Raw genomic sequence first — 2,147 nt, 5'->3', positions numbered from 1 at the left:
AACCCCAAATACCCCGCAGGATCGCATCCAGATCAGCAAAGCCTATTCCATTCAACAACATAGACAGATGGGTGTTATGAAACAGGATTGTAGTCTCTACGCCAATCCTCCATCTTCAAGCGCGCGTCGTCAAGGCTCATGAACCAGTGAGCGTTCAGGCACTCAGCCCGGAACTTGCCGTTGAAACTCTCGATGTAGCTGTTGTCCATCGGCTTGCCTGGGCGCGAGAAGTCGAGCACGACACCCTTGTGGTAGGCCCACAGATCAAGATCTCGGGAGATGAATTCACTGCCATTGTCGACACGAATGGACGCCGGATAACCGACTTGCCGGCATACTCGTTCGAGCGTTTGGACCACGTCCTCGCCCCGGTAGTTGAAGCGTGCATCGACTGCTGGTGAGAAGCCCGAGGAGGTATCGACCACCGTCAACAAAGGGATCTTGCGCCCGGTGGCCAACTGGTCATGAACGAAATCCATCGCCCAGACGTGATTGGAATGGGTCAGCTCCGTCCGGTCGGCTCGCAGCTTCGCCTTTACCCGACGCTTGGGAACCTTGTTGCGGAGTTGCTGGTCCATCTCCTTGTAAAGACGATAGATTCGCTTCGGATTGACGGGCCACCCGTCGCGCTTGAGCAGGACATGAACGCGACGATAACCGTAACGCACCCGTGTCTGGCAGATGTCTTTGATCTTCAGCTTCAACTCGGCCTGCTCGCCGCGCCTGGACTTGTAGACATAAAGCGACCGGTCAATCTTCAGCACCGAACATGCGCGCCGGATAGAAACCTTCCAGTCTGCCTTGATCGTGTCGACAAGCGTGCGCTTGCGGGCAGGCTTCAGAGCTTCTTTGACAGCACGTCCTGAAGCATCGCCTCGTCCAGCGACAGGTCGGCAACAATCCGCTTCAGCTTGGCGTTCTCCTCCTCGAGCTGCCGCAACCGCTTCATCTCTGACTGCATCAGACCGGCATATTTTTGCGCCAATTGTAGAAGGTCGCGTCCGAAATTCCTGCCTTGCGGCAGACCGCACCGATCGGCGTCCCGTCCTCCGCCTGCTTCAGAACAAAGGCGATCTGCGCTTCCGAAAACTTCGAGGCCTTCATCGAATTCTCCTCTTCTGCCCAACAGGGATAATAAGTGGAAAATTCCAAGTCTGAATGGCCTAATTCAACGGGGGCACGTCACCAGAAGAGGGCATCCCGCCCGGCACCCATTGGGAAGACGTGTCCGATGATTGGATTTGCCCTGATTGCGGAACGAGCAAGGGCGGTTTCCGCCGCTACACGCTGCTGCCGCTCGACGACTGCCTCTATGCGCTTCAAGCGACCATCCCGCACCTGACGCGGTCTTCATTGCATCGCTGCCTGCAACGCCATGGCATCGGCCGGCTCCCGGATGTCGAGGGCGACAAACCGGCGAAGAGGAAATTCAAGAGCTACCCGATCGGCTACTTCCACATCGACGTCGCCGAGGTGCGGACCGAACAGGGCAAGCTGCACATGTTCGTCGCTATCGACCGCACCTCGAAGTTCGCCTTCGTCGAGTTGCACGAGAAGCCCCCACAGCCGTATCAAGAGACTTTCTACTGCGGTTGATCGCGGCCGTGCCCTACAAGATCCACACCGTGCTTACCGACAATGGCATCCGGTTCACCACCCCCGGTGCCGGTGGCTCGGCGGTGCCGCTGATCAAGGAGGCAATAGCAAATGGCGAGATATTCCGCGCTCACGCCTTCGAATACGCCTGCGCCAGGAACGACATCGAGCACCGCACGACCAAGGCCAGGCACCCGTGGACCAACGGCCAGGTCGAGAGAATGAACCCGACTATCAAATAGGATGCGTCCTGTTAGATCGACAGGCGCCCTTCAGCAGCGGAAGGACGGGGCGCGTTCGCCAACTCGCGTGCCAGCGTAGCCATCAGTTCAGCTGCTGGCAGCGCACGCGACAGCGGCGCGCCTTGCCCGGCCCATTGCGCACCAAAACCATGTTCGCCCTTGGCCTTGGCTGCGGCGTATAATGCCTTCGCAGCGTCATAGGCGATCGGATAATCGGGCGGCAGCTGGTCAAGGAGCGTCTCCTGCAGCGCCGTGAAACGGTTGGCGAGCGCCCGTGCCGGTCGTCCGGAGATGAGCGAAGTCAGGCGA

The 2,147-nt window shown here is 58.8% G+C and carries 1 protein-coding gene and 2 pseudogenes; 1 reads left to right on the top strand and 2 read right to left on the bottom strand.

Translation table 11 applies throughout. The features are described from left to right. Window positions 1-86: 86 nt before the first annotated feature. Window positions 87-1,104: pseudogene (locus tag BLS48_RS34395) on the bottom strand (IS3 family transposase); the annotation flags it as partial. 168 nt (window positions 1,105-1,272) lie between these two features. On the opposite strand from BLS48_RS34395, the pseudogene BLS48_RS34390 reads away from it, so the two are divergent. After that, window positions 1,273-1,835, top strand: a pseudogene (locus tag BLS48_RS34390) (DDE-type integrase/transposase/recombinase); the annotation flags it as partial. 14 nt (window positions 1,836-1,849) lie between these two features. Here BLS48_RS34390 and BLS48_RS34385 read toward each other — a convergent pair. Continuing rightward, a partial coding sequence (locus tag BLS48_RS34385) for a nitronate monooxygenase (protein ID WP_208604719.1) occupies window positions 1,850-2,147 on the bottom strand: 298 nt, incomplete at its 5' end.

Origin of the sequence: Mesorhizobium qingshengii, assembly GCF_900103325.1 — a bacterium.
GTDB classification, from domain to species: domain Bacteria; phylum Pseudomonadota; class Alphaproteobacteria; order Rhizobiales; family Rhizobiaceae; genus Mesorhizobium; species Mesorhizobium qingshengii.
Note: the sequence above shows the minus strand (reverse complement) of the source record. Positions and strands in the feature narration are given on the sequence as shown.